Source organism: Bradyrhizobium sp. CW1 (genome assembly GCF_023100665.1).
GTDB lineage: Bacteria > Pseudomonadota > Alphaproteobacteria > Rhizobiales > Xanthobacteraceae > Bradyrhizobium > Bradyrhizobium canariense_D.
Genome location: NZ_CP064684.1, coordinates 3044890 through 3069943 on the forward strand (window position 1 = coordinate 3044890; position 25054 = coordinate 3069943).

Sequence of the window (25054 nt, forward strand, 5' to 3'; positions counted from 1 at the left end):
TTCGATCGCCCGCATGGGCGGCGCTTTTATCCGTCGACCTTGTGGGCGAGGGCACCATCGCGGAGCGAACGCGGATGGTGGGACTTTTTCCGCGCACGAAGAGCGGTATCCGCCAATGGCACGACCGGCGGGCTTTCCGGATACGCATTGACTTCAATTTCGACGAGGTCCTTCGCCCGCTTTCGAAGCCTGTAGAATGCAAGCTCCTGTTCGAGCATGGGGCAGTGGAATCGAATGGTTGCTGTGTCTGGCAAGCGGCAGAGTTCATCGATGAGCTCGCCGACAGTGATGAGCGCGGGATAGGTAGCTTCGCGGATAGCCTTACTCATGGCGGAACTCCTTCACTGCGGTACTAACTGGAGTTCGATGGCCTCCGTTCCAATCCGCATCGCAAGGCGGTCGAAATATACCTGGGAGACGCCCGCATGCGGAGGATGGCTCCGTGCGCCTGCCTTCAGGGAGGGGCAAACATCTAGATCTTCGTCAGTCCACAATTGGCTGCCAGCCGCACCAGCTGCGCATCCGTGCGCGCGCCGGTCTTGGTCTTGATCAGATAGTGATAGTTCTGCACCGTCTTGACGCTGAGATTGAGATGCGCAGCGATCTGTTCGGTCGTGGCACCGCCGGCGAACTGGCGCAGGATCTCGATCTCGCGTTCTCCCAATTGATCCAGCGCCGAGCCCGCCGACAGACTGTCCTCGGCCAAGATGTGCGCGATGTCGTCGCTCATGGCGCGCTCGCCGCGGGCAACGCTGCGGATCGCGGACACGACTGCGGACGGCTCGCTACTCTTGGTGACGAAGCCGCTGGCGCCGGCACTGAAGGCTGCCTTCACCAGAACGGCTTCGTTGTGCATGGTAAAGACGAGGATGCGCGCCCGCGGACTGCGCGCGCGGATGTTGCGGATGGCTTCCAGTCCGCTCGCGCCGGGCATCGAGATATCAAGCACGACGACATCAGGATCGCGCGCCTTGAAGGCGCTGTAGGCATCCGCAGCGTTGTCGGCTTCCGCCACGACATGCAGATCACCCTGGCTTTCCAGCACGCGCCGATAGCCTTGCCGCACGATCGGATGGTCGTCGACCAGCAGCACGGAAATGCCCGTTGCCGTAATCTCGTTCATGCCGGCCTCATGCGGCGAGCGGGATGGTGGCGGCGACGCTGAGTCCGCCTCGGGCGGGCAGGATCGAGAATGATCCACCGGCCGCTGCGACGCGCTCGCAGATGCCGGTGAGGCCGAAGCCGGCCGACTGCTTGACGCGTGCCGCGTCGCCGCCGCCATCGTCGTCGACACGGATCAGCAATGCATCGTCGTCGCCCGCGCGCCGTTCCACGCTGAGCGAAATCTCGCGTGCCGCGCCGTGGCGCAACGCGTTGGTCAGGCATTCCTGCGCGACGCGATAGGCCGTGATAGCGGCCGGGCCGCTGATGTCGGTGAGGTCGCCCTTGAGATCGAGCTGGATCGTCGGCCGCGCCGAGCTCTGCGAGCGCCAGCTATCCACCAAATTCACGAGGCTCGCCTCCAGCCCAAGCTCGGCGGGCAGAGGATTGCGCAGGCGCTTCAGCGCGTCGCGCAGCGAGGCCATCAGATGATGCGTGGCCTGCGAGATCATCCGCGCGTCCTGCACGATGTCGTCGCGCTTATCTGCCTTCGTGCTCGCCGTTTCGATGGTGTTGGCGAAGGCGAGGATGGCCGAGAGATTTTGTCCGAACTCGTCGTGCAGCTCGCGGGCGAGCGCGCGGCGTTCGTCGTCGCGGATCTCGATCAGGCGCCGCGTCAGCGCCGCGCGCTGTTCGGTCGCCTCCTCCAGCCGGCCGCCGAGCTCGCCGACGGCGCTGCCGATCATCGCCAGCTCCATCGAACGGAAGCGCGGCAGTTTCGTGCGATAATGGCCGCGGGCCATGCGCTGCAAGGCCGTGACGATCGTGCGCGCCGGCGCCAGCGCATGCGCGATCGCGAGCGAGGCCAGCAGCGCGATCGCCGCCGCCATCAAAAGCGCGACGTCGATCACGTTGAGGATGTACTCCCAGGCGAGCGAAATGGCGGCCGTTTCATCCGGCGTCGCGACCACCGTTCCGGCGGTCGCCGCGCGGGGACTGACGGGCCGTATCACTTCGGCATGGCTGCCGAGGAAGGTCGGCACGATCGACGCGAACCAGCGCGGCGGCGTCTTGCCCAGCCCCTCGCTCTGGCCGCAGAGCGGCTTTTCGAATGCGATGGCCGGTTGGAATTCGACGCAGACGCCGGGCGAGATCAGCTTCATCGTCTCCAGCGTGCGCCACTCCGGAACCGGCAGAAGCTGCTCGCGTGTTCTGCTGCTACGCAACAGGAATTCGTGCCAATACAGGGCCTGAAGCGCCTGGGCGACCCGCTGCGCCGAGGCCGCAGTTGCCCGGTCGACGCTGCGATAGGCGTCGAACGTGGCCCAGATCGTCGCCGCCCCAAGGCAGAGCGCGACGATGAGAAACAGACGGGCGACAAGCTGAAGCACAAGGCGCATGCGATCACCCCAAAGTTTGCTAAGGTCAGCCTAACAACGCCGCCGCGCCTTGCCAATTGCGAGGCACGGCAAGATGGTAGCTCGGGCAAATTTCCCATGCCGGATTGGGCATGGCTCTTTGGACCGGGCGCGGCGGCTTTGATCTAATGGGCGGAATTCACGGCCAGGAGCGGTGCAGCATGAGTTCGATGACGATTGGGCCGATCGCGGGGCCTGCTGCCGACCCATCCGAGCGCAGTGCGCTCCTGTTCTGGATGATCTTCACCGGGCTTTCGATCTTCGCCGTCGTGCTGCTGTGGCGGTTCGGCCTGATCCGCCTGATGCTGACCTCAGATCGGACCTACATTTCCAGCGTGATCGCGCTGCTCTATGTCCTCACCTGCGGTCACTGCTTCCTGCGCACGCGGGCCATTGCCCGCGAGGGCGCGGCGGCAAGGCGCTGCCGCGCGGTGCTTGCGGCCCCCGAGGGCGGCAGGGCGCTCGACGTCGGCGCTGCCGCGCTGCCGCGCGGGCTGGTGCGGGACCACATTGAGAGCCTCGTGACCAAGGCCGCGGCGCAGGACTACCGCCCCGTCGACCAGACGCTATTGCTGCGAACGCTCGCCGACCGGCTGCGCGGCTCCAACGGCTTCGGGGCCTTCGTCTCGGATACGCTGATGAAGCTCGGCCTGCTCGGCACCATCGTCGGCTTCATCATCATGCTGGCGCCGATCGCGGGACTGGATGCCGCCGACAAGGTCGCGATGCGATCCTCGATGGGACTAATGAGCGACGGCATGGCGGTCGCGATGTACACGACGCTGGCGGGCCTCGTCGGTTCGATCCTGGTCCGCATCCAGTATTACATGCTGGATGCCGCGACCCAGAAGGTGTTCTCGGATGCGGTGGTGCTGACCGAGACCTATGTGACGCCGGTGCTGGAACGTAAGGGCGCTGGAATCGCGACATGATGGATGATTTCGGTCTCTATCCGCGCGAGGAGCCGTTCGATCCCTTGGGCGTGATGCTGTTCAAGGCGCTCCAGGTGATCGCTTTCCTGTTCTTCCTCGCGCTGCTCGCGGTCTCGCCGGACGCCAAGGACGGCAAGATCGACTCCAAGGCCGAGTTCATGATCACGCTGGACTGGCCCGACAGCCATCCCGACGATCTCGACCTGTTCGTGCAAGATCCCGTGGGCAATATCGCCTGGTATCGCCACCGCGAGGCCGGCTTCCTCACGCTCGACCGCGACGATCGCGGCGGAGCCAACGACTTCATCATGGTCAACGGCAAAAAGATTGCCTCGCCGATCCGCGAAGAGATCGTCACGGTGCGGGGCATCGTTCCCGGCGAATACACCGTCAATGTCTCACATTTCGTGGCTACGACCGGCGAGCCTGTGACGGCCAATGTGAAGGTGCAAAAACTCAATCCGACGGCGCAGGTGATCTTCGATAACAAGTTCACGGTCGATCACACCGGCGACGAGAAGACCGCGGTGCGGTTCCGACTCGACGCCGAAGGCAAGGTCGTCAATGTGGACCAGCGGCCGAAATCGCTGCTGGAGACCTTTCGCAGCGGCTGGCGCAACGGCGCCGATCTCGACCCGAGCACCGGCGTGAGCAAGAACGCTGTGAGGGTGCGCCGTGACTAGCCTGCCAACGGTCATCCTCACGCTATCGATAGCCTACGCCGTCATCGGTGCGCTGCTGCTGGTCGTTCTGGTCTATGCGCGGCTGCATTGGTCGTTCAAGGCGGTCGCGGTGGTCGTGACCAGTGCGTTCTATGTCGTCAGCTTCACCGAGATGCGCGGGCTGCTCGGCTGGGCCAGCGCCGATCGGCTGCCGGCCTCGTTCAAGCTGCTGAAGGCCCGCATCGTCGAGCCGCATTCGCTGGAGGGCGATCCCGGCTCGATCTATCTCTGGGTCGAGCAGCTCGACGAGGACAATCGGCCGAGTGGCATCCCGCGCGCCTTTCGTGTGCCCTACAATGACAGGCTGGCCGACAAGACCCATGCGGCGGAGAACGAGATCGCGCTGGGACATCCGCAAGGCGGCCGGGCCGCCGATTTCGGCGGCGGCGATGGCAGCCTCATCGACATGGTCCGGGAATATGTGACGCCCAAGACCATCATGGAGACGAGCGGAGGCGATTCCTCGACCGGCGAATTCCTGGCACCACCGGCCGGCGCGCAGGGCGCCGTGTTCACGCCGTTGCCGCCGCCCCGGATGCCGCCGAAGGACGAGCAATAGGCTCTTCACCATCGCGACAGGGCAGTGCTGGCAAACCGCGCGCCGCTGGCGCATGTTCTTGACCTCCCTCAATTTAGCCTTATCGGCTCCCAATAAGGTTCGAGGGTGGAGGGTGCGTGCTTCTCGCTGTCTTCTCGGATATCCACGGCAACCGGCAGGCGTTCGAGGCGTGCCTGAAAGTCGCGCGGGCGCGTGGCGCCGAGCGCTTCATCCTGCTTGGCGACTTCGTCGGCTATGGCGCCGATCCGGAATGGGTGGTGGATACCGCGATGGAGCTGGTTGTCCAAGGCGCCGTCGCCGTGCGCGGCAATCATGACCAGGCGGTGAATTCCTCGGCCGAGACCATGAATGCCGAGGCGCAAATCGCGATCGAATGGACCCGCGGCCGGCTCGACACCGCGCAGCGGCGGTTCCTGGCGGAATTGCCGATGCTGGTGGAGGACGGCGATCGCCTGTTCGTGCATTCGGAAGCCTCCAGCCCCCGAAGCTGGCACTATGTCCGATCGACCGCCGACGCAGCCAAGAGCCTGATCGCGACGCCGGCTCATGTCACGTTCTGCGGCCACATCCACCGCCCGGCGATCTATTCGATGTCGGTGACGGCGAAGATGTCGGGACTCGTGCCCAAGACTGACGTCTCCGTACCGCTGCTGCGCGGCCGGCAATGGCTTGCGGTGCTCGGCTCGGTCGGCCAGCCGCGCGATGGCGATCCATCCGCGGCTTTCGCGCTGTTCGACACGGTCTCGTGCCAGATCACCTATTGCCGCGCGCCCTACGACGTCGAGACGGCCGCGAACCGGATCCGCGAGAACGGCCTGCCGCATTGGCTCGCCGACCGACTGTCGCAGGGGCGTTAGAGGCCGATGCCGAAACCCCTCGTCAAATCGGGCGCAGAGATCGACGGCTACACGATTGGCGAATGCGTCCATGCCGGCGGAATGGCGACGCTGTGGACCGTCACCCGTCCCGGCCTCGACGTGCCGCTGCTGATGAAAATTCCGCGGGTGTCGGAGGGCGAGGACCCCGCGGCGATCGTCTCCTTCGAGATGGAGATGATGATCCTGCCGCGGCTTGCGGGTCCGCACGTGCCCTCCTGTTTCGGCACCGGCGATTTCGCCCACCAGGCCTATGTCGTGATCGAGCGCATCTCCGGGACCACGCTCTACAAGCGGTTGCCCGACCTGCCGCTGCCGTATGAGGAGGCGCGGCAGCTCGTCGCCAGGATCGCAACGGGGCTTGCTGATTTGCACCGGCAGAACGTGATCCATCACGACATCAAGCCGAGCAGCATCATGTTCCGCGAGAGCGGCGAGGCGGTGTTGATCGACTATGGCCTGTCGCATCACAACCATCTGCCGGACCTGTTGCAGGAGGAATTCCGCCTGCCTTACGGCACCGCGCCCTATATGGCGCCAGAACGGTTGTCAGGGGTGCGCGACGATCCGCGCAGCGATCTGTTCTCGCTGGGCGTGCTGCTCTATTTCTTCACGACCGGCGAGCGGCCGTTCGGCGAGGGCGAGACACTGCGTGCGATGCGGCGCCGGCTTTGGCGCGATCCGCACCCGCCGCGCGGCTTGCGCGCTGATTATCCGCCCTGGCTCCAGGAGGTGGTGCTGCGGTGCCTCGAGATCGAACCGGTGCGGCGCTATCCGACGGCGTCGCAGCTCGCCTTCGATCTGACCCATCCGGACCAGATCAGGCTCACCACACGCTCGGAGCGGATGAAGCGCGACCCGTTAAGCGTCGCTTGGCGGCGCCGCTTCAACCAGGGCGTCATGCAGCCGCGCGCGAAATCGGATGTCGCAGCCCAGATCGCATCAAGCCCGATCCTCGCGGTCGCGCTCGACACGGTGGAAGGCGCCCCCGAGCTGAACGAAGCGTTGCGCGTCACCACCGAGCGTATTCTCGCCACGCTGCCGTCGGCGCGGCTCGCCTGTCTCAACGTGCTGAGGCTCAACCGCATCGCGATTGACAGGACGCTGGATGAGCAGGGCTCCAACAAGCATATCGACCGGTTGGTGGCGCTCAGACACTGGGCCACGCCGCTCAAGCTCGATGAGAGCCGGCTCTCGGCTCACGTGCTGGAAGCCGTCGATCCCGCGGCGGCCATCCTGGAGTTTTGCGAGGTCAACCACGTCGACCACGTCATCATCGGCGCGCGGCAGGGCTCGTTCAGGCGCACGCTGCTCGGCAGCGTCTCGGCCAAGGTGGCCTCGGAAGCGGCCTGCACCGTCACCGTGGTACGGCCGCCGCGAATGGCTGCGGATGCGGGCGAGGAGGCCGGATAGGGCCGCGCTCTGGATCCTGGAGGCTCAGGCCGCGTGAGCGGTGTGGACGGAGCGCTTGCGACGGATCGGCCAGGAGAATTGCGGGCCGGGCTCGCAGTGATCCGCGCTGCCGCCGAAGAACTGGATGATCTCGCGGCACGGCTCGCAGTTGAACAGGTTACGCGACGCGGATGCCTTGGTCATTTCCTTGAGGCAGTTCGGGCAATGCGGCTTCATGAGCTTGGTCCAGAAAAGAATTCAATGCCGGCGCGGTGACCGGAGCGGGTGATCCAGGTCCATCTCGGGCCCGGTGTCGTCGCGCATCTCGCCTTCGGTGCGTTCGAGCCGACCGAAGAAAAAATCGAGGTCAGGATGTGGGCGCCGCGGGATGCGGCACCGGCGCTTCGGCTGACGTTTCACGAGCGCGATCTGCATGGGGTCAGGCCCGATACCAGTCGCGACGAGCGATGCGGGCCGAGCGTACCGAGACCTTCACCGGTCCGGCCGATGGACCAAACACAACAAACGCACAAAAACCAAGCCACAACGCCACGCCAGTCCAGACCAGGGTCGTCGTCATGATGTGCTCCCGCGAAAACAGGCAAGAATCACTTGCGGTGATTTGCGCGAATCAGGGAAGCCCGGAGGAGTACGGATCAAGTTGCAAATTTAGGCATTACGCGCCGCAACACCCGTAGAGGCCGCACGTCTGCGGAGTCGAGCGGGCCCTCAGATCGCCTCGCCGCGTGCACCCGCGGCGGCGTTGCGGATTGCGGCGATGTTGGTCTTATAGGCGTCCTGCGTGCCGCCCCTGAACACGGACGTGCCGGCGACGAAGGCGTTGGCCCCGGCCGCAGCCAGGGGACCTGCGACGTCGGGCCCGACGCCGCCATCGACCTCGATATCGATCGGCCGGCCCGCTGTCATGGCGCGGATGTCGCGGATCTTGCCGATCGCGGAGGGGATGAAGGCCTGGCCGCCGAAGCCGGGATTGACCGACATCACCAGCACGAGGTCGACCAGGTCCAGGACGTATTCGAGCGCACTGATCGGCGTGCCCGGATTGAGCGAAACGCCGGCCTTCTTGCCGAGTGCGCGGATCGCCTGAAGCGAGCGGTGCAGATGGGGACCGGCCTCGGCATGCACGGTGATGTGGTCGCAGCCGGCTTTCGCGAAGGCCTCGAGATAGGGGTCACAGGGCGAGATCATCAGATGCGCGTCGAAGATCTTCTTGGTGTGCGGGCGCATCGCCTTAATGACGTCGGGGCCATACGAGATGTTGGGAACGAAGTGCCCGTCCATGACGTCGAGATGGATCCAGTCGGCTCCAGCGGCGTCCACGGCGCGCACCTCCTCGCCGAGCCTGGAGAAATCCGAGGCCAGGATCGAGGGCGCGATTGCCAGGGGGCGGGGAGCGAAGGCTTGGGTCATGGCGGTTTCCCGTGGCGGCCGTGGAAGATGGACTCGCCTAACATGGGCCTCTCAGCCGGGCAATGCAGGGGCGGCGTGCTTCCTGTGGGCGGAAATTTCTGCCGCGACCGGCATGAATTGCCGGTGTTCCGGGCCGTGCAAAGTGCGGTGAAAGCGGATTTCATTGAGCTTTTTGCGCTGGCACGGCGCTTGCTGACTTCACCTGAACAGAACATTGGCCGCGGCATGCCGCATCGGTTGGAGTTGTGCAATGTTGTTTGCTCTTGGGGCCGTATCGAGCGCACTCGACGCGATCCAGTCGCTGACGAATTCGAAATCGTCCTCGTCGACGCAGAAGACGGGATCCTCGCAAAAGCCCGCGACCAATCCGTTCGCGATCGAGAGCGGCAGCAACAGCACGACCGGCGCGGCCTCGTCGGTCAATGCGGGCAAGACCCCGCAGATCTCGCCGGAGACGATGAACGCGCTGTTCGCTGCGCAGAGCCAATCCTCGGACAGCACCGGCAGCGCCGCCAGCTCGACCTCGTCGAGTTCGACGTCCTCCTCCTCGACGCGCCGCGACGCCGCCTTGAAGGATCTGTTCTCGCAGATCGATGGGGACGGCGACGGCAAGATCACCAAGTCGGAATTCGACAATGAGCTCGGCGCCGGCGGCACCAATCTCGCGCAGGCCGACGACGTTTTCTCGAAGCTGGATTCGAATACCGACGGCAGCGTCAGCCTCGATGAGATGTCGAAGGCGCTGAAGAGCGGCCATCGCGGCCACCATCACGCGCAAGGTGCGGGCGATGCCTCCGGCAGCGGTTCGGATTCCTCCTCGCGATCCAGCGGCGGCTCGACCTCCACCTCGACGACCGGCGCCGACGGTTCGACCACCACCACCGTCACCTATGCCGACGGCTTCAAGATGTCGACGACGGTCCCGGGCGCCCCCAGCTCCCGTAATTCGGCGTACGATCTGTTCGCGCAGTTGATGCAGCGGCAGGGCGGGCAGGGACAAGGCGCCTCAGCGGCTGTCGGTTCATCGATGTCGATGAGCGTGTAACCTTGCTCACGGCTAGCCTGCATATTCGTGCGTGATGTCACGATAGACATACCGATCACGGATTTCGCGGTTGAAGAACGTACCCTTTGAGCGCACATTCTTGAACGCGGCGGCGACCTCGGGCGGAACGTCCGCGTAGACATAGACGCGTCCGCTGACGAAAGTCACCGTCAGCTCGCGCCTATCGGGGGCGTAGCGGAAAAAGCGGATCACGGAAGACGGCATGGTTGTGCACCTTGTCGGCCAGGGTAACGCCGTGTCAGCCGTTTCGTTTCTATCCGAACCGGTCCTTCCACGCCGGCATTGCGCCGGCAAAGGACAGGGCCGTCGCATTGTAGACGCCGCGAGCGATGGCGCGTGCGACCACGTTGGCGGCGATCGTTCCGAGCTCGGTAAGGCCGACCAGCGGCTCGATCGGCTTCTCGCCCGTTGCGGCGGCGAACAGCACGTCGCCGTCGGTCGGGGCATGCACCGGATAGATCGCACGGGCGAACCCGGTATGCGCGATCATCGCAAGCCGCTTGGCCTGGGGTTTGGTCAGCGTGGCATCGGTGACAACGACGCCGATCGTGGTGTTCTCGCGCGCGTTCGCGGCGGGTCCGCCCTTGATGCGCATCGCCAGCATGTCCGGTGTGAACGTGGACGGCAGGCCGCGCCCGCCGAACTCGCCGTTCTCCTCGAAGGGCGCAGCCCAGAACCAAGGCCCTTCGCCAACGGTTGTGCTGCCGACCGCGTTGACGACCATGATCGCGGCGACCTTGATACCATTGGCCAGGATCGCGGAGGCCGACCCCAGTCCACCCTTGAAGGTCGCGGTGGTGGCACCGAGGCCGGCGCCGACGCTGCCCAGTGCGAAATCGTCGCTGGCGGCCAACGCTGCGGCGTAGCCGAGGTCGCGATAGGGCGCGAAGCGTCCCCAGGCCTTGTCGCCGCCGTTGAGCAAGTCGAAAACGATTGCGCCAGGCACGATCGGAATCACCGCCTCGCGAATCCGCAAGCCGCGGCCTTGTTCGGCGAGCCAGGCCTGGATGCCGCCGCCGGCGTCGATTCCAAAGGCGGAGCCGCCGGACAGCGCGATGGCGTCAACGCGATCGACGGTGCTGGCGAGGTCGAGCAACGCGTCTTCGCGCGTGCCGGGTCCGCCGCCGCGAACATCGATGGCCGCAACCGCGGGGGCGTCGAAGATGATCGCGGTCGTGCCAGTGGCGATTTTCGCATCCTCGGCATGGCCGACGCGGACGCCGGCGATATCGGTGAGAAGGTTTTTCAAGGCGGCTCCGCAGGCTGAAAGGCGCTCGCTTCAGCGATATCGCAGGGATGCCGCAGGCTCAACCCGCGAGCGCGGTCCTCAGCATCTTGGCGAGCTCGGACTTACGGTAAGGCTTTGCCAGCAGCAGCACGCCGGAATCGAGCCGCCCGTGATGGACGATGGCGTTCTCGGTGTAGCCCGAGGTGAACAGCGTCTTCAGGTCGGGGCGGCGGCGAGCCGCCTCGTCGGCGAGCTGGCGGCCGTTCATGTTGCCGGGCATGATGACGTCCGTGAATAGCAGGTCGATGTCCTTGTCGGCGTCGATGATGACGAGGGCCTCGGCCGCGTTGGCGGCTTCGAGGGCGGTATAGCCGAGGCTCTTGATCTGGGTCACGACATATTGGCGCACCAGCGCGTCGTCCTCGACGATCAGGATCTTTTCGTGGCCGCCGGTGACCGGCGCGTTCTGCAGCGCCTCGAATTCGGTCTCCTGCACGCCGCTCGAGCGCGGCAGGTAAATCTTCACGCTCGTGCCGTGGCCTTCCTCGCTGTAGATCTTGATGTGTCCGCCGGACTGCTTGACGAAGCCGAACACCATGCTGAGCCCGAGGCCGGTGCCCTTGCCGACCTCCTTCGTGGTGAAGAAGGGATCGAACACCCGGTCCATCAACTCCGGCGGGATTCCGGAGCCGGTGTCGCTGACGGCGATCATGACGTAATTGCCGGCCACCACGTCGGGATTCATGCTGGCATAGCCGTCGTCGAGGAAGATGTTGCGCGTCTCCAGCACCAGCGTTCCGCCGTCGGGCATCGCATCGCGCGCGTTCAGCGCGAGGTTGAGGATCGCGGTGGAAAGCTGACCCGGGTCGATCAGTGCCGGCCACGCATCCTCGGTGAGTTGCGGCATGATGGTGATCTGCTCGCCGAGCGTGGGATGCAGGAGCTTTGCGGCCTCGAGCGTCAATGCGTTGACGTCGATTTCGCGCGGTTGGAGCGGCTGCTTGCGGGCGAACGCGAGCAGATGCTTGGTCAGTTGCGCGCCGCGCTCGGCGGCGTCGTCGATCAGCTTGGTGATGGCGGCGAGCTCGGGACGGTCAGCGACCGCGTCCGCCAAAATTCCGATCGTGCCGGTGATGACGGTCAGCACATTGTTGAAGTCGTGCGCGACACCGCCGGTCAATTGACCAATCGAATCCATCTTCTGGACGTGCCTGAACTGCGCCTCGGCCGCCTGCTTCTCGGTGAGGTCGCGGCCGATGAAGAAATGGCGCTTGACCGGCTCGGACCAGGTGCCCATCCAGTTCAGCGTGACCTCGTGACCGTCGTAGTGGTAGTAGCGCGCCTCGAAGCTGCGCTTGACCGCGCCACGCCGCGCCGCGCGCATCTCGTCGCGCGTCTTCTGGAGGTCATCGGGATGAATGAACTCGGTGGCGCTGTGCCCGATCATGTCTTCCGGATTCAAGCCGAGAATGGTCTTCACGCTCGGGCTGACCTGGATGAAATTGCCAAAACCGTCGGTGACCAGGATCAGGTCCTGTGAGGTCTCGAAGATCCGCTGCCGCTCCTCGACCTCGCGGCGCAGTTTTTCTCGTGCCTGCTTCTCTTCCGTGATGTCGTGGGCGATCTTGGAAGCGCCGATGATCTGTCCGTTGGCTGATTTCAGCGGAGAAACATTGAGGACGACGTCGACCCGCCGGCCGTCCTTTCGGATCCGGACCGTCTCGTGCTGTGCGATCGTTTCGTTGCCGCCGACCCGGTTCAGGATACCCCTGACCTCGGCCTTGCGGTCCTCCGGGACGATGATGTCGATCGGCTGCCCGATGGCCTCCGCGGCGGCATAGCCGAACAGATGTTCGGCGGCCTTGTTCCAGCCCGTGATGACACCGTCGAGCGTCTTCGTGATGATGGCATCATTGGCGGATTCGACGACGGCGCCGTACAGGGCAAGGCGCTTGCCATAATAGTCGCGATCCAATGCCGACTGCTGGCGCAGCCTGCCGACGAGACCCAGCGTATGCGCCTGGAGGCGGACATTTTCGATCAGGAGCACCGCGAGCACGAAGGTCGCCGCGCAGAGGCCGTAGACACGACCGGCGTAGAAGCCGAGATCGAAGCGCGCCACGTTGACGATCGCCGACAGCGCGATGTCGAACAGCCATGCGCACATCACCACCATGAGCCAGACATCGATGACCGAATGCGGACGGCGGAACCACAGCGAGACCAGCGCGGCGAAGCTCAAGGACCAGACAAAGGACACCACGCCGATCATGATCTGCGTGTAGCCGCCATCGCGCAGCAGGACCGGAAGCAGGTCGTGCTGCGCAGTGACGATCCAGGTCAAGACGATCATGATCGTGACGACGCCGACCACGCTGGCGTAGATCGCCTTGCTTGCCGAGCCCGTGATCCGGGCGCCGCCGTCGGCCTCCTTCAGCCAGGCGTAGGCCAGCACGCAGAGCGGAAAGCCGCCGTGCCAGATCATGTAGAGCCAGACCGTGGTCTGCTGGTTGGCCCCCAGCAGCCCGGTCGGCGAAAAAAGTCCGGGGAAGGTGAGGGCATGGACCACGGCCGCGGCGGCTGTGAACAGATAGCCCGTCGCGAGCACGAGCAGCGCGCTGGTCCTGAGCACCGCAAACTGCGACAACAGCAGGACGGCGGTGACAATGTCCGCGACCACAAGGGCGGATTGATAGCTGGCGACGAAGGCTGGCACGGGCAGTAGCGAGATACCCGCGAAGGGCACGGCCACTGCGAACAGGATCGACGAGACGCCCACGATCGCCAATGCTGCGGTGCGGTCCTTCGGGGTAGCCGGCAACGTCGAAAGGAATGTGCTTCGATCGGTCGTCGCAGACACGTGCAGCTCGCGCAGATCGGTTTTGAGCATCTTCGCCAATCTCATTTGGCCCAATCAATTTCTGCCCATGGTAGCGGGTTCTGGGCACGCATCATGACAAAACCCACTGCGACTCAACCGAAGGTTACAGTTTACTTAATTTTGGGGGGAACGCGCACCGGGGATCGGGTAAGATGCGCTTTACTGGATGGTGCAATAATGCTCTCCCGCAGCTGCGGGTTCCAGGTTTGAACCAGGCATTTTGATTTCAGGATCCGGGAGTTGTTCCCTATGCCCCGCGTTCTCATCATCGACGACCAGAAGGACGTCCGTGCGATGGTCGCGATCGTGCTGCGCGTCAACCGTTATGAGGTCGTTGAGGCCGACAGCGGCGCAGCCGGGGTGAAAGCCTTCACCGAGGTCGGCTTCGACGCGGCAATCGTGGACATTTTCCTCGGCGATACCAGTGGCGTCGAGGTCATCACGACCCTGCGCGAGCTTGCACCGAGCCTTCCGGTCGTTGCCGTGTCGGGGATGACGGCGCTGGACTTCATGGAACAATCGCCCCACCTCGCCAGCGTGGTCTGCCTGCAAAAGCCGTTTCGGCCGAACGATCTTCTTCAAGCGCTGAGGAAGGCCCAAGCCGCGGTGGACGGCGCGATACAAGCAGCAGTCTGATCCTAACGCAGGAAGAAACGCCCCGGGCGAGCCGGGGCGCGATGATGATTGGAGGAGGCCTTCAGGCCCCGGCAAGCGTGCTTAGGTGCCGTTGCCGCTGATCGCGGCGTAGCCGCCCTTGGCGTCCCATTTGTAGACGACGTAGTCGAGCTGCTTGATATCGCCCTTGGAGTCATACTCGATCGGCCCGATCACGGTATCCCACTTGCCGGCCTTGATGGCTGCCATGACCTTCTTGGCGTCGGTGGTGCCGGCCTTCTTGGCCGCCTCCGACCAGACCTGCATCGCTGCGTAGGTGTAGAGCGTGTAGCCCTCGGGGTCGATGTTCTTGGCCTTGAAGGCTTCGACGATCTTCTTCGCGGTCGGCTTGTTGCGCGGATCGGGGCCGAAGGTGAACAGCGTGCCTTCGCCGGCCGGGCCGGTGATGGAGGCGTATTCCTTGTCGGCGAGTGCGTCGCCGGCCATCAGCACGGTCTTCAGGCCCTGGTCGCGCATCTGGCGCAGGAGAAGGCCGCTCTCTTGATGGTAGCCCCCGACATAGACGAGATCGATGTTGTCGCGCTTCAGCCGCGAGACGATCGCGTTGAAGTCCTTGTCGCCCTTGTTGTAGGACTCGTACATCTTCTCGGTGACGCCGGCCTTGTTGAGCGCCTTCTTGGTCTCGTCCGCAAGACCCTTGCCGTAGGTGGTCTTGTCGTTGAGGATGGCGATGTTCTTGCCCTTGTAGTTCTTGGCGATGAACTGGGCGGCGACCAGGCCCTGCTGGTCGTCGCGGCCGCAGACGCGCGCCACGTTCCACAGTCCGCTATCGGTGAACTTCGGATTGGTGGAGGCGGGAGTAATCTGGAGCACGTTGCCGTCGGCATAGGCTTCCGACGCGGGGATCGACGAGGACGAGCAATAATGCCCGGCCACGAACGGAATTTTCGCGCCGGCGATCTTCTCGGCGATCGAGCGCGCCTGTTTCGGATCGCAGGCGTCGTCCTCGACGGACAACGCGAGCTTCTTGCCGTTGACGCCGCCGGCGGCGTTGATATCGGCTACGGCCATCTCGGCGCCGTTCTTCATCTGGCGGCCGAAGGCGGACTCGCCGCCGGTCATCGGACCTGCGACTGCGACGGTGACATCCTGCGCGAATGCCGCGCTCGACAGCGCGATCGATGCGCCGAATGCCAGACCGATGAGCTTCAGTGATTTCATGAGATACCTCGAGGGTGGTCGCCTGTGGAAGTTACCGGGCATGCCCGGTTCAAACCGGCGCCATTCTTGAATGAATTCGAGGAGAAGTCACCGGCAAAATACGGGCATTGGCAGAGATATCGCCAAATTCGGCCGCACGGGTTCGGCTTGGGCGGCCTCAGCCGTGCCGGCCGCCTTCCAGGTAGGCGGCGCGAATCTCGGGGCGCTGCAACAACTCGGCACCGGTCCCGGCCAGGGTGATCAGGCCATTGACCATGACATAGCCGCGATGGGCGAGCTTGAGCGCGTGATTGGCGTTCTGCTCGACGATCAGCACGGTCAGGCCGTCCTGCCGGTTCAGAGTGCGGATCGCATCGAAAATCTGGCGCGCGATCAGCGGCGCCAGACCGAGCGAGGGCTCATCAAGCAGGAGCAGGCGAGGGCGGCTCATCAAAGCGCGGCCGATGGCCAGCATCTGCTGCTCGCCGCCAGACAGGGTTCCCCCGCGCTGGCCGTAGCGTTCCTTCAGCCGCGGAAACAGCGTGAACACGCGTTGTAGCGTCACCTCGCGTTCGGCGTCGGTGCATTCGGTGGCGTCCGCCCCCATCTGGAGATTTTCCGCCACGCTCATGCGCGGGAAGATGCGGCGGCCTTCCGGCGATTGCGCGATGCGCAAATGCGCGATCTCGTGGGTGGGCACTTCGGTGATGTCGCGGCCTTCGTACAGGATCCGGCCGGCGCGGGCGCGGGGCTTGCCGAAGATCGTCATCATCAGCGTCGATTTGCCGGCGCCGTTGGCGCCGATCAGCGCCACGATCTCGCCGGCATTGATCTCGAGGTCAACGCCCTTCAGCGCCTCGATCTTGCCGTAGGCAGCGCGAAGGCCGCGGATCGCGAGCAGGGCAGTGGGCGACGTCACGACCCGCTCTCCATCACGGCCGCCGCCTCTTCCTCATCGGTGCCGAGATAGGCGGCGATCACCTTCGGATCGTCGCGAACCTCGCGCGGGGAGCCTTCAGAGATCTTCACACCGTGGTCCATCACCACGATATGGTCGGAGATCTCCATCACCACGGACATGTCGTGCTCGATCAGCAGGATCGAGGTGCCGAGCTCGTTGCGGATCGACAGCAGCAGCTCGCTCAGGGCGGCGCTCTCGCGCGCATTGAGGCCGGCGGCGGGTTCGTCCAGGCACAAGAGCGCGGGCTCGGTGCACATCGCGCGCGCGATCTCGAGTCGTCGCTGGTCGCCATAGGCAAAATTACCGGCGGCATCGTCGGCGCGATCGAGCAAATTGACGCGCTTGAGCCAGTCGGTGGCGAGATCGATCGCGCGCTTCTCGGCTTCGCGGTAGACGGGCGCGCCAATGAGCCCGAGCAAGGTGAAGCCGGAGGCGCGCATCAGTGCGTTATGCTGCGCCACCATCAGGTTTTCCAGCGCCGTCATGCCGGGAAACAGGCGGATGTTCTGGAAGGTGCGGGCCACCTTGGCCTGCTTGGCGATGCGGAAATCGTTCAGCCGCTCCAGCGCGATCACCTTGCCGTCGTCATGGCCGAGGCGGATGGCGCCGCCGCTCGGCTTGTAGAACCCGGTGATGCAGTTGAAGACCGTCGTCTTACCGGCACCGTTGGGTCCGATCAGCGCGGTGATCTTCTTCCGCTCGGCAGCAAACGACAGGTCCTGCACCGCGACGATGCCGCCGAAGCGCATGGTGAGCCGGTCGACCTCGAGAATCTGGTCGCGGCTCATCCGTGCCCCTCCTTGACGAGGTCGGATGAGATCGCGTGGGCCTTGGTCAGATACACGGTCGGCGCGCGATGGCCGATCAGGCCGCGCGGCCGCCAGATCATGATCAGCACCATGGCCATGCCGAACACCAGCATGCGATAGCTCTCGAGGCTCCGGAACAGTTCGAAACCACCGATCATGGCGAGCGCTGCGAGCGCCACGCCAAGCTGCGAGCCCATGCCGCCGAGCACGACGATGGCGAGCACCAGCGCCGATTCCTGGAAGGTGAAGGATTCCGGGCTGATGAAGCCCTGGCGGGTCGCGAAGAACGCCCCGGCAAAGCCGCCGAACATCGCACCGGTCGCGAATGCCGTGAGCTTCGTCGTGGTGGTGTTGATGCCGAGCGCGCGGCAGGCGACCTCGTCCTCGCGCAGGGCTTCCCAGGCACGGCCGATCGGCAGGCGGCGCAGCCGGATCGTCACCCAGTTGGTGAGCAGCGCGAGCGCCAGGATCAGGTAGAACAGGAAGACGATGCGATGGGTCGGAGAATATTCGATGCCGAGCCTGGCGGCGAGCCCGTTGTCGCTGTTGTCGAGCGGGATGCCGAAGAAGGAGGGGCGGGGAATGCTGGAGACGCCGTTGGGCCCGCCGGTCAGATCCTGCCAATTGATGATGACGAGGCGGATGATCTCGCCGAAGGCGAGCGTCACGATCGCGAGGTAGTCGCCGCGCAGGCGCAGCACGGGGAAGCCGAGCAGCACGCCCCAGAATGCGGCGAGGACGCCCGCTAGCGGCAGGCAGATCCAGAATGACCAGCCGAAATTGGTCGCAAGCAGCGCGTAGGAATAGGCGCCGACCGCATAGAAGGCGACATAGCCGAGATCGAGCAGGCCAGCCAGCCCGACCACGACATTCAACCCCCAGCCCAGCATCACATAGGTGAGCACGAGGATGGCGAGATCTAGGATGTAGCGCTGGTCATAGAAGATCACAGGCACCAGCAGGGTGAAGATCAGCAGCGCCGGTGCGAGATAGCGGCCGAGGAACGACATTCCGCTCTGCACCGCCGGCGGCACCAGCTTCTCGGCGCCGGTCGGACCGATCCATTGCTTGAGCAGCTCGAGCACGATCGAGCCGCCGAATACCGCGGCGACGAGGGAGGCGACCTCGCCGAAGCGCGTCCAATAGGTGAGCTGGCCGTCGGAACCGGCTTCGGTGCGGACGCCCACCATCAGCGAGAACAGCACCAGCGCGATCAGTGCGTTGACGCAGGCGGTCTTCAGGAGAGCGGGGATGCCCGATGCGGTTTTGGCCGTATTGATCGAGGGAGCTTTCACGCGCGCGACCGTCAGACTTTTTCGACTTCGGGACGGCCGAGCAGGCCGGTCGGCATGAAGATCAGCACGACGATCAGGATCGAGAACGCGGCGACATCCTTGTATTCGACCGAGAAATAGGCCGACCAGAACGTCTCGATCAGCCCGATCGCGAGCCCCCCGAGCATGGCGCCGGGCAGCGAGCCGATGCCGCCGAGTACGGCCGCGGTGAAAGCCTTGATGCCGGCGACGAAGCCCATGAAGAAATCGACCAGGCCGTAATAGAGCAGGTACATCAGGCCGGCCACTGCGGCGAGCGCAGCGCCGATCACGAAGGTCATGGAGATGGTGCGGTCGACGTTGACGCCGAGCAGCGCCGCCATGGTCTGGTCCTGCTCGCAGGCGCGCATGTCGCGCCCGAGCCGTGTGCGCGACACCAGCCAGGTGAAGATTGCCAGCAGCACGATGGTGGTGATGACCACCACGATCTGGATATTGGAGAGCTGAATGACGAAGCCATCAGCGCTCTCGTGCAGCGTATAGCCGCCGGTGATCACTGGCGGCACTGGCTTCACCCGCGCGCCTTGCGCCACCTGCGAATAGTTGGTCAGCACGAACGACATGCCGATCGCCGACAGCATCGGCGCGAGGCGGAAGGAGTGGCGCAGCGGACGGTAGGCGATGCGCTCGATGGTCCAGCCATACAGGGCGGTGATCGCCATCGAGACCAGGATCACGATCAAAAGGATCACCGGGACCGCAGTCAGGCCCGTCGAGACCAGGAGAAGGAAGGTGATCAGGGCGATGAAGCCGCCGATCATGAAGACATCGCCATGGGCGAAGTTGATCATCCCGACGATGCCGTAGACCATCGTGTAGCCGATCGCGATCAGCCCGTAGATCGAGCCGAGCACGAGGCCGTTGATGAGCTGCTGGGCGAAATAATCCATAGGCTGCCGTACCCAAATCTGACGCGGCTCAAAGGGAGCTCTTCGAGAGAGAGTGCTGGTTTCTTCTCGGGCCCCGGCAGCCCTTAAGCATTCTCGTTTTGTAACAGGAGGGAACTGGCGGCTGCAACCGGCCTCGCCTCCGCATCAAGGCTTTTACAGAGATCATTTGGCGCTCCGGTTCCCCCGCAATGGGCGGAACCGGCTCCGCCAGCGCCATCGGATGCCTGTCGGGAGGCAGTTAAGGTAAACAAAGGGTTTAAATTGCCGCCACAGTCTGATGCGAGTTAGCTCCCGGCAGAGCCTTTCATCGAAGGCGCGGGCCAAACGAAGCGGGAAGCGGCATGTTCGGAAACTGGCGGATCGGTTCGGTCAACGGCGCACTTCTGGCGGCCTATTTCATCCCGACCTGGACCCTCGTTGCCTTCAACATCATGGTGGCGCCGGTGCACGGCCTCTATGAGCGGCCGAGCGTCGCAGTCGCTCTTTTCCTCAGCGACCATCTCCAGATGGCGGGGATGGACACGGTGCGCGCCGCCTGGCTGCTGGCGGTGGGGCGCTTAACGGTGGTGGCGTTCTTTGCGATCTACCTTGCGCTGCTCTGCATCCCCCGTATCCGCAAGAACGGCGGCAGCGACGAAGCGCTCGGCATTGCGCTTGCTGTCGGCAGCCTGATCTCGTTTGCGAGCATGATCATGGCCTCGAAGGTCGGCGAGATGGCCGCGCTGCGGCTGCACGCCACCGAACTTCTGCTCTTGCTGGGTGCCGCCATCGTGGTGGTGATCGAGCGGCCCGCGGCGGCGCCCAAGATCGTTCAGAAGCCCGTCGAGGCCACCCCGCCGCTAGGTCTTGAGCAGGCCGAGCTCCTGCACAATCGCTGAGGCTTCCTTGACGGCGTGGTTCGCCGCCGGCACGCCGCAATAGATCGCCTGCTGCAGCAGGATTTCCTTGATGTCGTTGGGCGTGAAGCCACCCTCGGCGAGGGCGGCGCGCACATGCAGGCGGAATTCATCCCATTGCCCAAGCGCAACCATGGTGCCGATCACCAGCACCCGCCGCGTGCGCTCGTCGAAATGCGGCCGCGTCCAGATCTCGCCCCAGGCGTAGCGCGTGATCATGTCCTGGAAATCGGTGTTGAATGCATTGCGACCCGCGATCGACTTGTCGACCCAGGCATTGCCCAGCACTTTTCGGCGCACGTTCATACCGGCATCGCGGCGTTTCTGGTCGTCCATGCTGTTTCCTCCTTCGTCATTGCGAGGAGCGAAGCGACGAAGCAATCCAGTCTCTCACGGCAGACGGATTTCTGGTTGCATCGCTGTGCTCCCAACGACGGTTGTGGCTAGCGTTGCGTCAAAAAGCCCACGACCGCGTCGGTGAATGCGTGCGGCTGCTCGACATTGGAAATGTGGGCGGCGTCAATGATGGTCATGCTCGCGCCGGGAATGCTTGAGCGGATCAATTCACCCGCCGAAATCGGCGTCGCCATGTCGTGGCGGCCGGCGATCACCAGTGTCGGGTTCTTGATGTTCGGCAGCAACGCGCGCTGGTCGAGCGTCGACAGCGCTTCGCAGCAGGCGAGATAGCCTTCGAGCGGCGAGGCCAGCAGCATCTCCTTCATCTTGGCGGTGATGTCGGGCGCGCGCTCGCGGAAATCCTGGGTGAGCCAGCCGGCGATGACGGCGTCGGCGACGGCGGCGATGCCGCCCTTCTTCACCGCGTCAATGCGCTCGAGCCATTTGGTCGGCTCGGCGTAGTAGCAGGAGGTGTTGGCGAGGATGAGCTTACCGAAGCGCTCCGGCGCGTTCGCGCCGAGCCATTGCCCAACCATGCCGCCCATCGACAGGCCGCACCAGTGCACTTTTTCGATATTGAGGTCGTCCAGGATGGCGAGCACGTCGCGGCCGAAGCGCTCCATGGTGTAGGGGCCGGGCGGAACGTTGGACTTGCCGTGGCCGCGGCGGTCGTAGCGGATGACGCGGAATATCTGCGTCAGTGCCTTCATCTGCGGCTCCCACATCTGCAGCGTGCAGCCGAGCGAGTTCGAGAGCATCAGCGTCGGCCCGCCGTCGCGGCCCTCGACGGAGACGTTGATCAGGCAACCGTCGGCATCAATCATGGGCATGCGGGCGTCTCCGTTTTATTTGCGCGCAGGACTGCTTTATTCGCGTTCGAGGCTGTCGAGCAGGCGATCGATCAGGGCTTGGGAAGCGCCTTGATAGGCCATCGGCTCGAGCAACGCCGCAATTTTTTCCGGCGAAAGATGCGCAGTGACATGCGAATCGGCTGCGAGCACCTCGCGCAGATGCTTCTTCTCGGCGACCGCGCGCTTGCTCGCGGCCTCGATCAGATGATGCGCATCGCTCTTGCCGATCGTCTCGGCCAGCGCAAAGGTAACCGCTTCCGCCATGATCAGGCCGTGGGTCGCATCGAGATTGCTGCGCATGCGCGCCGCATCGACATCGAGGCCTTCGGCGATGTCGACGACCGCCGCGAGGGCACCGGAGGTGACCAGCATCAATTGCGGCAGTGTCGGCCATTCCGCGTGCCACGGGCCGGCGCTGCGCTCATGGTCTTGCACCTGCGCAGCGAATATCGTCGCGGCGAGCTGCGGCGCCATGGTTGCGCAGCCCAGCGCGCTTGCGGCTGCGACCGGGTTGCGCTTGTGCGGCATGGTCGAGGAGCCGCCGCGGCCTTCCGCGGCGGGCTCGAATGCCTCTGCGACGTCGGTCTGCATCAGCAGCGAGACGTCGCGCGCGATCTTGCCGCAGCTGCCGGCGAGAATCGCGAAGGCTGATGCGGCTTCCGCGATGCGGTCGCGGTGGGTGTGCCAGGGCGCTTCTGGCAGTGGCAGGTTCAGCTCCTGCGCCAGCCGTTCTGAAACGACGAGCCCCTTGTCGCCCAGTGCCGCAAGCGTGCCGGCCGCGCCGCCGAATTGCAGTGCGAGGCCCTCGCAGCGCAACCGCCTGAGGCGGCAGCGGGCGCGGGCAAGGCTTGCGGCGTATTCGGCGGCCTTCAGTCCGAACGGCATCGGCAGGGCGTGCTGGAGCCAGGTTCGCGCCACCATTGCCGTGTTGCGGTGATTGCGCGCCAGTGCGGCAAAGCCCTTGATGGCGCGGCTGAGATCGGCGTCCAATGCATCGGTGCCGGCGCGAAGCGTGAGCATGGTCGCGGTGTCAATGACGTCCTGACTGGTCGCGCCCCAATGCACGTAGCGTGCGGCCTCGGCGTCGGCCTTGCCGACATTGGCGGTCAGAGTCTTGACCAGGGGGATCGCGAGATTGCCGGATCGCGTCGCGGCCTCGGCCAGCGCAGCCATGTCAAAGGTATCGGCCTTGCACGCGGCTTCGATCGGGCCCACCGCGGACGCGGGAATCACACCCGTGGCCGCCTCGGCTCGGGCCAGGGCTGCCTCGAAATCGAGCATATTCTGAAGGCTCGACCGGTCGTCGCAGACCGCGCGCATGGCCACGCTCGACAGCATCGGCGCGAGCAGGGGGGAGAGGGATGTGCTCATATTGTGCGGGACCTAACCACCATGACCCGCCTGTGCCAATCCCAAACCGGCGGCGCAAGCTTTTTGCAGTTGCGAATATGCATTGCACGTGACCGAGGGCCGCCCTTTCTTTTGCCGCCTCCGTGCGGTACTTCAGCTGCCTTATAGTTGCGCGATCCAAGTTCGATATCCCGGGAGGCACCCAATGGCCATGACGATGAACGGCGAAGTCCAGCTTGCGGCGCCGCGCGAGGCCGTGTGGGCCAAGCTCAACGATGCCGAGGTGCTGAAGGCCTGCATCCCCGGCTGCGAGGAGCTGGAGAAGACCGACGATGGCGGCTTTCGCGCGACGGCGAAAATGAAGGTCGGTCCGGTGTCGGCGCGCTTCAAGGGCAAGGTCACGCTGTCCGATCTCGACCCGCCGAACGGCTACAAGATCTCCGGCGAAGGCGAGGGCGGGGTGGCCGGCTTCGCCAAGGGTGGCGCCGTGGTCAAGCTTGCGGAGAAGGACGGCGGCACGCTTTTGTCTTACGAGGTCGAGGCGCAGATCGGCGGCAAGTTGGCGCAGCTCGGCCAGCGTCTGATCAACGGCGCCGCCAAGAAACTGGCAGACGAATTTTTCGCGAACTTCGCCAAGGCGGTACAGGGCTGAAGGCCAATACCTCGAGCATTGCGCCTTTCGGCATATCGCGTTTTGTCATGGCGCCTTGCATTCCCGGTGATGTTGCCCCGGGGCATAATGGCCCATATGATGGGTTGGAATAATTATAAGAACCGCTTCGACGGGACCCGTCGGGGCGCTGATAGAGAGTGTTTATGGCAAAAATCTCCCTCATCGTGAACGGCAATCCTGTCACGGCCAATGTCGATCCCCGCACCCTGCTGGTGCAGTTCCTGCGCGAGAATCTGCGGCTCACCGGCACCCATGTCGGCTGCGACACCTCGCAGTGCGGCGCTTGCGTCGTGCATCTGGACGGCAAGGCCGTGAAGTCCTGCACCACGCTCGCCGTGATGGCCGATGGCCACGAGGTCAAGACGATCGAGGGCCTGGCCGCCGACGGCGCGCCGCTGCATCCGATGCAGGAGGCCTTCCGCGAACACCATGGCCTGCAGTGCGGCTTCTGCACGCCCGGCATGATCATGACCGCGATCGACATCGTCCATCGCAAGGGCAACGAGCTCGACGACCACACCATCCGCGAGGAGCTGGAAGGCAATCTCTGCCGCTGCACCGGCTACCAGAACATCGTCACCTCGATCTCCGCCGGCGCCAAGGCGATGGCGAAATCCGATCTCGAGTAAACCTCGCGCGCACTCTGCGATCAGGACATTCAGATGTACGATTTCAAATACCATCGCCCCGGGACCGTTCGGCAGGCCGCCAACCTCCTGGTGAAGAACGAAGATGCCAAGGTGATCGCCGGCGGCCACACGCTGATTCCCGTCATGAAGCAGCGCCTCGCCAGCCCGCCGCATCTGGTCGACCTCTCCCATATCGATGGGCTCAACACGATCGAGATGAAGGGCCGCGCGCTCGTGATCGGTGCCACCGCCAGGCATGCCGAGGTCGCAAGCTCCGCCATCGTCGGCGAGGCGATCCCGGCGCTCGCGAACCTGGCCGGCCAGATCGGCGATCCCGCCGTGCGCCACAAGGGCACGATCGGCGGCTCGCTCGCCAACAACGACCCGACAGCGGACTATCCGGCTGCCGTGCTTGCGCTCGGCGCCACCATCGTCACCAACAAGCGCCGCCTCAAGGCGGAGGAGTTTTTCCAGGGCCTGTTCACGACGGCGCTCGAAGCCGACGAGATCATCACCAAGGTGATGTTCCCGCTGCCGAAGAAGGCGGCCTATATCAAGTTCCGCAACCAGGCCTCGCGTTACGCGCTGGTCGGCGTGTTCGTGGCGCGGCGTCCCTCCGACGTGCGGGTCGCGGTCACCGGCGCCGGCTCCGAAGGCGTGTTCCGTGTCACCGCGTTCGAGGAAGCCCTGAAGAAGCGCTTCGCCGCGAAGGCGCTTGACGGCATCGAGGTGCCCGCGGACGGCCTCAACAGCGACATCCATGGCAGCGCCGAATACCGCGCGCATCTTATCGGCGTGCTGACGCGGCGCGCCCTCGACGCCGCCAACGCCAAGGAATGAGTGAT

Annotated in this window: 29 protein-coding genes; 11 read left to right on the forward strand and 18 right to left on the reverse strand. The window is 64.6% G+C overall.

The features are described from left to right. Positions 1–26: 26 nt before the first annotated feature. The 3 genes from IVB54_RS14705 to IVB54_RS14715 form a co-directional block, all read right to left on the reverse strand. Positions 27–329 carry a hypothetical protein gene (locus IVB54_RS14705; RefSeq protein WP_085396092.1) on the reverse strand — a complete coding sequence of 101 codons (303 nt, stop codon included), beginning with the start codon at positions 327–329 and terminating at the stop codon, positions 27–29. Positions 330–472: 143 nt separating this feature from the next. Continuing rightward, positions 473–1123, reverse strand: a complete 651-nt coding sequence (locus IVB54_RS14710) for a response regulator transcription factor (RefSeq protein ID WP_085396093.1) — start codon at positions 1121–1123, stop codon at positions 473–475. A 7-nt stretch (positions 1124–1130) separates the two neighbouring features. Further along, a complete protein-coding gene (locus IVB54_RS14715; RefSeq protein WP_247361910.1) occupies positions 1131–2501 on the reverse strand; it encodes a histidine kinase in 1371 nt (456 codons plus the stop codon). Between the two features lie 179 nt (positions 2502–2680). Here IVB54_RS14715 and IVB54_RS14720 point away from each other — a divergent pair, with 179 nt between their 5' ends. The 5 genes from IVB54_RS14720 to IVB54_RS14740 all read left to right on the forward strand — a co-directional run bounded on the left by IVB54_RS14720 (position 2681) and on the right by IVB54_RS14740 (position 7020). Next, positions 2681–3451, forward strand: coding sequence for a MotA/TolQ/ExbB proton channel family protein (locus IVB54_RS14720; protein WP_085351049.1), 771 nt, complete (start codon positions 2681–2683; stop codon positions 3449–3451). Next, complete coding sequence (locus IVB54_RS14725; protein ID WP_085351050.1) at positions 3448–4134, forward strand: hypothetical protein; 687 nt, start codon at positions 3448–3450, stop codon at positions 4132–4134. The genes IVB54_RS14720 and IVB54_RS14725 overlap by 4 nt, the downstream gene beginning before the upstream one ends. Next, entirely contained in the window at positions 4127–4732 is a 606-nt protein-coding gene (locus IVB54_RS14730) for a hypothetical protein (protein WP_018455562.1), read from the forward strand. The genes IVB54_RS14725 and IVB54_RS14730 overlap by 8 nt, the downstream gene beginning before the upstream one ends. Before the next feature lie 116 nt (positions 4733–4848). Further along, complete coding sequence (locus tag IVB54_RS14735) at positions 4849–5589, forward strand: metallophosphoesterase family protein (protein ID WP_085351051.1); 741 nt, start codon at positions 4849–4851, stop codon at positions 5587–5589. Positions 5590–5595: 6 nt separating this feature from the next. Then, positions 5596–7020, forward strand: a complete 1425-nt coding sequence (locus IVB54_RS14740) for a bifunctional serine/threonine-protein kinase/universal stress protein (RefSeq protein WP_247777302.1) — start codon at positions 5596–5598, stop codon at positions 7018–7020. A 24-nt stretch (positions 7021–7044) separates the two neighbouring features. Here IVB54_RS14740 and IVB54_RS14745 read toward each other — a convergent pair whose 3' ends face one another. From IVB54_RS14745 to rpe, 4 genes are all read right to left on the reverse strand, one after another. Continuing rightward, positions 7045–7236: a hypothetical protein gene (locus IVB54_RS14745; RefSeq protein WP_085351052.1), complete on the reverse strand. Its 192-nt coding sequence runs from the start codon at positions 7234–7236 to the stop codon at positions 7045–7047. 21 nt (positions 7237–7257) lie between these two features. Continuing rightward, complete coding sequence (locus tag IVB54_RS14750; protein WP_162847283.1) at positions 7258–7434, reverse strand: hypothetical protein; 177 nt, start codon at positions 7432–7434, stop codon at positions 7258–7260. A gap of 4 nt (positions 7435–7438) precedes the next feature. Beyond that, the gene (locus IVB54_RS14755) at positions 7439–7579 is read right to left on the reverse strand and encodes a hypothetical protein (protein WP_162847284.1); all 141 of its coding nucleotides are present in this window, start codon (positions 7577–7579) and stop codon (positions 7439–7441) included. Between the two features lie 149 nt (positions 7580–7728). Then, positions 7729–8430: a ribulose-phosphate 3-epimerase gene (gene rpe / locus IVB54_RS14760; protein ID WP_018455567.1), complete on the reverse strand. Its 702-nt coding sequence runs from the start codon at positions 8428–8430 to the stop codon at positions 7729–7731. 250 nt (positions 8431–8680) lie between these two features. Here rpe and IVB54_RS14765 point away from each other — a divergent pair, with 250 nt between their 5' ends. Further along, on the forward strand, positions 8681–9475 hold the full coding sequence (locus IVB54_RS14765) for an EF-hand domain-containing protein (RefSeq protein ID WP_247777303.1): 795 nt from the start codon (positions 8681–8683) through the stop codon (positions 9473–9475). Between the two features lie 12 nt (positions 9476–9487). Here IVB54_RS14765 and IVB54_RS14770 read toward each other — a convergent pair whose 3' ends face one another. Genes IVB54_RS14770 through IVB54_RS14780 form a run of 3 tightly spaced genes read right to left on the reverse strand, consistent with a single transcriptional unit; the run spans position 9488 to position 13614 of the window. After that, on the reverse strand, positions 9488–9700 hold the full coding sequence (locus IVB54_RS14770) for a KTSC domain-containing protein (protein ID WP_085361687.1): 213 nt from the start codon (positions 9698–9700) through the stop codon (positions 9488–9490). A gap of 49 nt (positions 9701–9749) precedes the next feature. After that, a complete protein-coding gene (locus IVB54_RS14775) occupies positions 9750–10745 on the reverse strand; it encodes a P1 family peptidase (RefSeq protein WP_247453059.1) in 996 nt (331 codons plus the stop codon). A 58-nt stretch (positions 10746–10803) separates the two neighbouring features. Next, positions 10804–13614: a PAS domain S-box protein gene (locus IVB54_RS14780; protein WP_085385070.1), complete on the reverse strand. Its 2811-nt coding sequence runs from the start codon at positions 13612–13614 to the stop codon at positions 10804–10806. Positions 13615–13854: 240 nt separating this feature from the next. On the opposite strand from IVB54_RS14780, the gene IVB54_RS14785 reads away from it, so the two are divergent. After that, positions 13855–14241: a response regulator gene (locus IVB54_RS14785; protein WP_018455572.1), complete on the forward strand. Its 387-nt coding sequence runs from the start codon at positions 13855–13857 to the stop codon at positions 14239–14241. A gap of 81 nt (positions 14242–14322) precedes the next feature. Here the strand turns inward: IVB54_RS14785 and IVB54_RS14790 are convergent, their stop codons facing one another. The 5 genes from IVB54_RS14790 to IVB54_RS14810 form a co-directional block, all read right to left on the reverse strand. Next, positions 14323–15441: a branched-chain amino acid ABC transporter substrate-binding protein gene (locus IVB54_RS14790; RefSeq protein WP_018455573.1), complete on the reverse strand. Its 1119-nt coding sequence runs from the start codon at positions 15439–15441 to the stop codon at positions 14323–14325. Positions 15442–15598: 157 nt separating this feature from the next. After that, positions 15599–16339 (reverse strand): ABC transporter ATP-binding protein, encoded by a 741-nt coding sequence (locus IVB54_RS14795; protein ID WP_247453058.1) that lies wholly within the window; start codon positions 16337–16339, stop codon positions 15599–15601. Next, positions 16336–17169 (reverse strand): ATP-binding cassette domain-containing protein, encoded by an 834-nt coding sequence (locus IVB54_RS14800; RefSeq protein WP_247453057.1) that lies wholly within the window; start codon positions 17167–17169, stop codon positions 16336–16338. Before IVB54_RS14800 ends, IVB54_RS14795 begins: the two co-directional genes overlap by 4 nt. Beyond that, positions 17166–18485, reverse strand: coding sequence for a high-affinity branched-chain amino acid ABC transporter permease LivM (gene livM / locus IVB54_RS14805; RefSeq protein ID WP_018455576.1), 1320 nt, complete (start codon positions 18483–18485; stop codon positions 17166–17168). The genes IVB54_RS14800 and livM overlap by 4 nt, the downstream gene beginning before the upstream one ends. 11 nt (positions 18486–18496) lie before the next feature. Continuing rightward, positions 18497–19414: a branched-chain amino acid ABC transporter permease gene (locus IVB54_RS14810; RefSeq protein WP_018455577.1), complete on the reverse strand. Its 918-nt coding sequence runs from the start codon at positions 19412–19414 to the stop codon at positions 18497–18499. Between the two features lie 341 nt (positions 19415–19755). On the opposite strand from IVB54_RS14810, the gene IVB54_RS14815 reads away from it, so the two are divergent. Next, a complete protein-coding gene (locus tag IVB54_RS14815) occupies positions 19756–20292 on the forward strand; it encodes a hypothetical protein (protein WP_247777304.1) in 537 nt (178 codons plus the stop codon). On the opposite strand, the gene IVB54_RS14820 is transcribed toward IVB54_RS14815, so the two are convergent. From IVB54_RS14820 to IVB54_RS14830, 3 genes are all read right to left on the reverse strand, one after another. Next, entirely contained in the window at positions 20254–20646 is a 393-nt protein-coding gene (locus IVB54_RS14820) for a carboxymuconolactone decarboxylase family protein (protein ID WP_085351059.1), read from the reverse strand. The two genes, IVB54_RS14815 and IVB54_RS14820, sit on opposite strands and share 39 nt — an antisense overlap. A 107-nt stretch (positions 20647–20753) precedes the next feature. Then, complete coding sequence (pcaD, locus tag IVB54_RS14825) at positions 20754–21536, reverse strand: 3-oxoadipate enol-lactonase (protein ID WP_247440535.1); 783 nt, start codon at positions 21534–21536, stop codon at positions 20754–20756. 36 nt (positions 21537–21572) lie between these two features. Further along, entirely contained in the window at positions 21573–22928 is a 1356-nt protein-coding gene (locus IVB54_RS14830; protein WP_085385052.1) for a 3-carboxy-cis,cis-muconate cycloisomerase, read from the reverse strand. A 184-nt stretch (positions 22929–23112) separates the two neighbouring features. On the opposite strand from IVB54_RS14830, the gene IVB54_RS14835 reads away from it, so the two are divergent. From IVB54_RS14835 to IVB54_RS14845, 3 genes are all read left to right on the forward strand, one after another. Next, positions 23113–23559, forward strand: a complete 447-nt coding sequence (locus tag IVB54_RS14835; RefSeq protein ID WP_018455582.1) for a carbon monoxide dehydrogenase subunit G — start codon at positions 23113–23115, stop codon at positions 23557–23559. Between the two features lie 164 nt (positions 23560–23723). Beyond that, entirely contained in the window at positions 23724–24209 is a 486-nt protein-coding gene (locus tag IVB54_RS14840; RefSeq protein WP_247777305.1) for a (2Fe-2S)-binding protein, read from the forward strand. Positions 24210–24242: 33 nt separating this feature from the next. After that, the gene (locus IVB54_RS14845; RefSeq protein ID WP_027518800.1) at positions 24243–25049 is read left to right on the forward strand and encodes a xanthine dehydrogenase family protein subunit M; all 807 of its coding nucleotides are present in this window, start codon (positions 24243–24245) and stop codon (positions 25047–25049) included. Positions 25050–25054 lie beyond the last annotated feature (5 nt).